The organism is Compostibacillus humi (genome assembly GCF_014637175.1).
GTDB lineage: Bacteria > Bacillota > Bacilli > Bacillales > Amphibacillaceae > Oceanobacillus > Oceanobacillus humi.
The window spans coordinates 61884-67883 of record NZ_BMEV01000010.1 but is presented as its reverse complement, the minus strand read 5'-3'; the positions used below and the strand labels follow the sequence as shown (position 1 = coordinate 67883).

Below are 6000 nucleotides of genomic sequence, written 5' to 3'. Positions count from 1 at the left end.
AAAGAAGGCTTTTCGTAGTAACGATGAAATAAAGGCAAATGCGGCATGATCAACTTAGTCTGCATTCAAATATATCAAGGGTTTAGAGCAATTTTAAGCGTGCGAAAGTTGAGCTGCTAATTTATTCAATGATTACTTTGATTTTAAGCATGGTCAAGACCGGGACAGATGGAAAACGATTGAAAACGAAAGGGATTACCGGAAACCAGCCCATCATCAGCTTTCATATGCGGCTGCAACCGCAATCATTTTATCTGTTATATTAGGATTTTGGATTTCCTTAGAAACAAGCTGGACCGTTGCCCTTATCGGTTCGGCCGGCATTATTTCCGGCTTTTTATACTCCGCTGGAAAACATTCTTTTTCCTCATTAGGATTAGGGGAAGTGGTCGCCAGCATCTTTTTAGGATTTGTTACGACAATTCTCGGTTACATTACCCAAGGACAGACAATCAACAGTTTCATCCTGGCAGTCGCAGCTGTTTATGCATTGCTGATTGCCACGATGATTTTAACGAATAATATTCGGGATATAAAAAAAGACGCTGGTTTCCGCAAAACATTGGCGATGCGCCTTGGAAAACAAAAGGCGAAACTATTGCTATCGGTCATTTTAACAGCAATTTATGCGCTCGTTTTATTCGAAGTCTTTCTTCAAATATTGCCAATCACTTCTTTAATTAGTTTTTTAGCCATTCCTGCAGCATTTAAATTAAGAGGATGTTTTCGTCAAGAGGCAAGCAATGCAGAAAATATGCAGTCGATGGGCTGGGCAGCAAAGCATCATTGGAGTTTCGGATTATTGCTCGCCATAAGCATATGGACGGGATAAACTACAGGCGAACAGCATTTACTGTTCGCCAAATTTTTCGTAAGATACGATTTTTTCCCGCGGGTTATGTTTTTTCGGTTTCGGCGATTTGCTCGGATATCCTAACCCTAAAACAGCAACAATCCGCCGGTCATCTGGAATCGATAATACATTTCGTACGTGAGACTCGCGTTTTTCCGATTCCTTCTGATCCTCAGAATGATATACAGCTCCGAAAGCACTGCCCAATCCAACCTCTACTGCTTCCAGCCAAATAAAGGCACAGGCAATGGAAGCATCCTGAAGCCAATATTTGCTGATATCTGGTCTGCCGGTGACGACTATGGCTGCCTGAGCTTCTTTCAGCCATTTCGTATATGGCGTCGTATTTGCCAGCACATCAAGCGAATCCCGGTTTGTTACAGCGATTAGATCTTTTGACGGCAAATTATTGCCCGTTGGCGCAAAATATCCTGCATCAATTACTTTGTCCAGCACCTCTTTTTCAATCGGTTTATCTAAAAAACTTGTAATTTCCCTTCTCTCTTTAATCGCTTGAAAAACGTCCATCATATTCCCTCCAATCCTTAGTATTCCTATATGTATTGTACCATATTTTAAGCGGATGATTATATATTAGGAAAAATCGTCTGCTTTACACATCGTAAAAATGGGTATATATTTTTATCAAGCAAACTTCTATGAATAGAATTTGCTTACGCACGGACAATTTATAACTGACATCAGCCGGTTCGTCGTCATATTACAGATACTATTAGGAGGATTTGCCATGGCTATGAAAAAAACATTAACGATAGCAGGTTCGGATACGAGCGGCGGTGCTGGTATTGCGGCAGACCTTAAAACGTTCCAAGAACATGATGTCTATGGAATGACCGCATTAACATGCATTGTGACAATGGATCCGGAAGGCTGGCACCACCGGGTACAGCCAATCGATACCGATTTAGTAGAGCGGCAATTGGAGACAGCTCTTTCCGTCGGTGTCGATGCAGTTAAATCAGGCATGCTTGCTACAACCGATATTATTGAATTGGCAGCAAAAAAACTGGACGAAGCAAAAATGGACAGGTATGTTCTCGATCCGGTCATGGTATGCAAGGGAGAAGATGAAGTGCTACAGCCGGAAAATACGGAGGCAATGCGGGAATTTTTATTGCCGCGAGCGCTCGTCACAACGCCAAATTTATTTGAAGCAGGACAGCTCGCCCAAACCGGCCCGATTACTTCGCTGGAAGAAATGAAGGAAGCCGCAGGGAAAATCCATGAATACGGCGCGAAAAATGTCGTCATCAAAGGCGGCAGAAATTTTGGCAATGAAACAGCAATCGACCTGTTTTATGATGGAAAAGAATTTACGATTTTAGAGGCAGAGAAAATCGATACAACGTATAACCATGGAGCAGGATGTACCTTTGCTGCAGCTATTACTGCAAACTTGGCATTAGGAAAGACGGCAAAAGATGCAGTGAACGATGCGAAAGCCTTTGTCACGGCTGCCATTAAGCATGGCTGGAAACTGAATGAATATGTCGGCCCGGTTATGCACGGGGCTTTCCATAAATTCAAATAAAAACAAAACGCTTGAGTCGGCGGATAACACCTCCGAATCAAGCGTTTCTTTTTAATTTCCTTTTAGCGGCATCGGCTTTTCGTCACGATCGCGGATAAACAGAGCAAGAACGAAACCGATAAGGGAAATGATGCCGGAGATGAAAAAAGAAACGTTTACGCCATGAATTTCCCCGGCAACTCCCTGTTCCGGGATGGAAGCCGTTGTCATTATTGTTATCGGAAGTGCAGTCCCAATGGCGCCGGCTACTTGGCGAAACGTATTGTTTACCGCTGTTCCGTGGGAAATTAAATGAAGGGGCAGCACGTTTAATCCTGCAGTTGTCACCGGCATCATGGCCATGGCGATTCCAAGCATGCGCAACGCGTGCATGATTGCAATATAATGAATAGAAGTATCTTCCGTCAACATCGATAGAAGAAATGTCGTGACCGTAATCATCCCTAACCCGGATATGGAGAGCCACCTTGCCCCGTATTTATCAAATAATCTGCCGGTAAACGGGTTCATCAATCCTTGGACAACGGCACCGGGAAGCAGGGCCAGTCCCGATTCAAAAGCAGAAAAACCGAGCATATTTTGCATATATAAAGGCAAAATAATGGCGGCACCAATCATCGCCATAAAGGTTGACATCCCGATGGCGGTAGAAAGGGTAAACATTTTATAGCGAAACACCCGCATTTCCAATATCGGCGTCTCCAAATTCAGCTGTCTCATAATAAACCAGAACAAGGTTATCGTACCGACGACGAGAGAAAGGATAACTTGTATACTTGTCCATCCGGAATTGCCAGCAACACTAAATCCGTATAAAAATCCGCCGAAGCCGAAAGTAGATAAAATGATAGAGAGTGCGTCTATTTGCGGATTTTTCTTCTCTGTCACATTTTTTAGCATAAAATATGCTAGAAGAATATCAATGATAGCGATTGGCAGAATCATATAAAACAAAGTTCTCCACGGAAAATGTTCCACGATGTAGCCGGATAAGGTCGGTCCAATCGCTGGTGCAAAGGCAATGATGAGCCCAAACATCCCCATGACCGTTCCCCTCCGTTCAACAGGGAAAATCAGCAGCATAATCGTCTGGGTAAGTGGCATCATAATTCCCGCACCAGCTGCCTGGAGAATTCTGCCAAGCAATAAAACCGAAAATTCCGGAGCAATGGCGGCAAGGAGCGTTCCAAGCGCAAAAAGCCCCATCGCACTAATAAACAATTCCCGATTCGTAAATTTATCCATTAAAAAAGCTGTAATAGGAATCATAATCCCATTCACAAGCATAAAGGCGGACTGCAGCCATTGAACCGTGCTTTCATCCACAGCTAAGTCGGCCATAATATGGGGCAGTGCCGTGCCTAATAACGTCTGGTTTAGTATCGCTACAAATGCCCCGGATATAAAAACGAGCATAATTGGCCCTTTGCGGATATTTCCAGGCGCTTCCAGTCCTTCGTTCCCTGACATAAAACTTCCTACTTTCCATCCGTAATCCCTTGCCTGATCTATCTGTTACAAATTTTATGTTACACAACATAGAGATAGGTAACAAACAATGTGAATTATAAATCTATGAATCCTATCCCTCCGCATTAACAAATCTAAACAATGAAAACGTAATTCAATGCAACTTGTACCTCTTTTATTTGAAAAAACTTGGAGAAATTCTCCAAGAAGCTACATTTCCTTAATATCAAAGGAAACGATTCGGTCTGTATTCGGATTATAGATAACGTTACCTTGAACAGTAATCGTTTCCTGTGGAGATTGCAATTGAAATTCATATGTTTCTCTAATTTGCTGATCAGAAATACGCGACTTTCTTACCGTTTTATAGTCAGTTACTTGATAGCCAGGATATGCAGCTTGCGTAACCTCCAATAAATATTTTCCCCACTTTTCCTCTTCTAATTGGGGGGATGGGAAAATTTCAATGTTTAGTCTGCCAATATTCGGATTTACTCCCAGCGCCTGAAATGCTCTTCGGTGCAGATTAATTTCATTATCCTGGTAACCAGGAACTTCATCAACTACTTTCACAATAATTTCCCGCCCATAAGGTGCAGACATGTTGCGGATTTTTAACATTTGCCCACATCGAAACGGCGAATTTTCACCTACTGCTGCCGTCATATATTCCTGATCCGACCATGGGATGCCGCATTTTGTCGTTTCCCCGCCATCGGTCCACGTAGCTATCCCCCGTATCCCTTGCTGTCTCATTGCATCAAAAGGATGCGGGTAGTAAACGAATGGCGTCGGGACAAACATTGGCTGGGGTGCAGTATACGACCGAAGATGAAAGTATGGATACATCCTATTGCCCTCCTGACGATAAAGATAAAAGAGAAAAACCTCCTTCACATCCTATGATTGAAGGAGGTTTTTCGTGACATGCGCTCACTTATGAATGGATATGGCTTTTCTTTTTTAAGTAAACGATAGCGAGGATCATAAATATGAAAAATACGGAAAGAAAGGCAACGGCATTGTAAAAAGGTGAAATGTCGGTATGAGAACGCTTTTCATTGGAAACAGGATTCTTCTCACTTTGTTCCTCAACCGGTTTCAAAGCAGCAGACGTAATGCTTGTCCCTTCCTCGTTTACAATTTGCAGCATCCCTTCGTCATTCACTTTTTTCGTTACAGATTGATCCTTTTGTACCGTGTAGACAACATCTTCCGGCAATGTATATTTTTTCTCTTCTGTAATATACTCTGTCCCTTGTTGAATCGTCTGATTAAAAAATCCGTTTAATCCATAGTCGAGCAGCGCTCCGGTATCTTCATATGCGACATATTCGTTATTTCCATTTAATGTAATCACGATTAAATCTACTGCTTCATTTTCTGCGGAAGTAGCAAGGGTATAGCCTGATTCATTGACAAATCCTGTTTTCCCGCCGGTTACTTCCTCGTAGGGAATTTCCCCTTTTAACATTAAATGATGGGTGAGCAGCGTTGTATCCCAGCTTTTCCCATCCCATTCCAATTGCTTCGTCCCGAAAATTTCTTTAAACGTATCATTTTGAAGGGCATATTGGGTAATTTTTGCTAAATCGATGGCAGTCGTATAATGCTCTTCGTCGAATAAGCCGTGGGGATTCGTAAAATGGGTATTTTCCACTCCGACTGTACCTTTTAAGTATTTATTCAATTCGACGGAAAAGTTTTTTATACTTCCGCTCACATGCTCTGCAATCGCTGCCGCTGCATCATTCCCTGAATTAATGAGCATTCCTTGCACGAGTTTTTTTAAGGAAACTTGTTCCCCTGCCTCTAAATATACCTTCGTTCCAATTGTTTCAACCGCTTCTTCGCTAACTGTTACCGTATCTTCTAAATTGAAGTTTTCGATGACAAAAATGGCTGTGGCTATTTTTGTCAGACTGGCCGGGTACATCTGTTGATCTCCGTTTTTCTGGTAAAGGACTTGTCCGGAATTTCCTTCCAATAAAACAGCAGCTTCACTTTCTATATTTAGTCCTTCCTCAGCTGCCGTCCAGGAGGCATGGATAAGCATAGCGAACATGCTGAGCATTAGAACATAAATGATTCGTTTCATTGAAAACACCTATTCTATGAAAGTATG

Annotated in this window: 5 protein-coding genes and 1 pseudogene; 2 read left to right on the top strand and 4 right to left on the bottom strand. The window is 42.4% G+C overall.

Going from position 1 to position 6000, the window contains the following annotated elements:
* Positions 1-124 precede the first annotated feature (124 nt).
* Positions 125-832: pseudogene (locus tag IEV18_RS04150) on the top strand (prenyltransferase); the annotation flags it as partial.
* Between the two features lie 18 nt (positions 833-850).
* Here the strand turns inward: IEV18_RS04150 and IEV18_RS04145 are convergent.
* Positions 851-1381, bottom strand: a complete 531-nt coding sequence (locus IEV18_RS04145) for a nitroreductase family protein (protein WP_188391114.1) — start codon at positions 1379-1381, stop codon at positions 851-853.
* A 220-nt stretch (positions 1382-1601) separates the two neighbouring features.
* On the opposite strand from IEV18_RS04145, the gene pdxK reads away from it, so the two are divergent.
* Positions 1602-2405 carry a pyridoxine/pyridoxal/pyridoxamine kinase gene (pdxK, locus tag IEV18_RS04140; RefSeq protein ID WP_188391113.1) on the top strand — a complete coding sequence of 268 codons (804 nt, stop codon included), beginning with the start codon at positions 1602-1604 and terminating at the stop codon, positions 2403-2405.
* Positions 2406-2456: 51 nt separating this feature from the next.
* Here pdxK and IEV18_RS04135 read toward each other — a convergent pair whose 3' ends face one another.
* The 3 genes from IEV18_RS04135 to IEV18_RS04125 all read right to left on the bottom strand — a co-directional run bounded on the left by IEV18_RS04135 (position 2457) and on the right by IEV18_RS04125 (position 5973).
* Positions 2457-3875, bottom strand: coding sequence for an MDR family MFS transporter (locus tag IEV18_RS04135; RefSeq protein WP_188391112.1), 1419 nt, complete (start codon positions 3873-3875; stop codon positions 2457-2459).
* Between the two features lie 210 nt (positions 3876-4085).
* Entirely contained in the window at positions 4086-4724 is a 639-nt protein-coding gene (locus IEV18_RS04130; protein ID WP_188391111.1) for a DUF3889 domain-containing protein, read from the bottom strand.
* Positions 4725-4812: 88 nt separating this feature from the next.
* Positions 4813-5973 (bottom strand): D-alanyl-D-alanine carboxypeptidase family protein, encoded by a 1161-nt coding sequence (locus IEV18_RS04125; RefSeq protein WP_188391110.1) that lies wholly within the window; start codon positions 5971-5973, stop codon positions 4813-4815.
* Between the last annotated feature and the right edge of the window lie 27 nt (positions 5974-6000).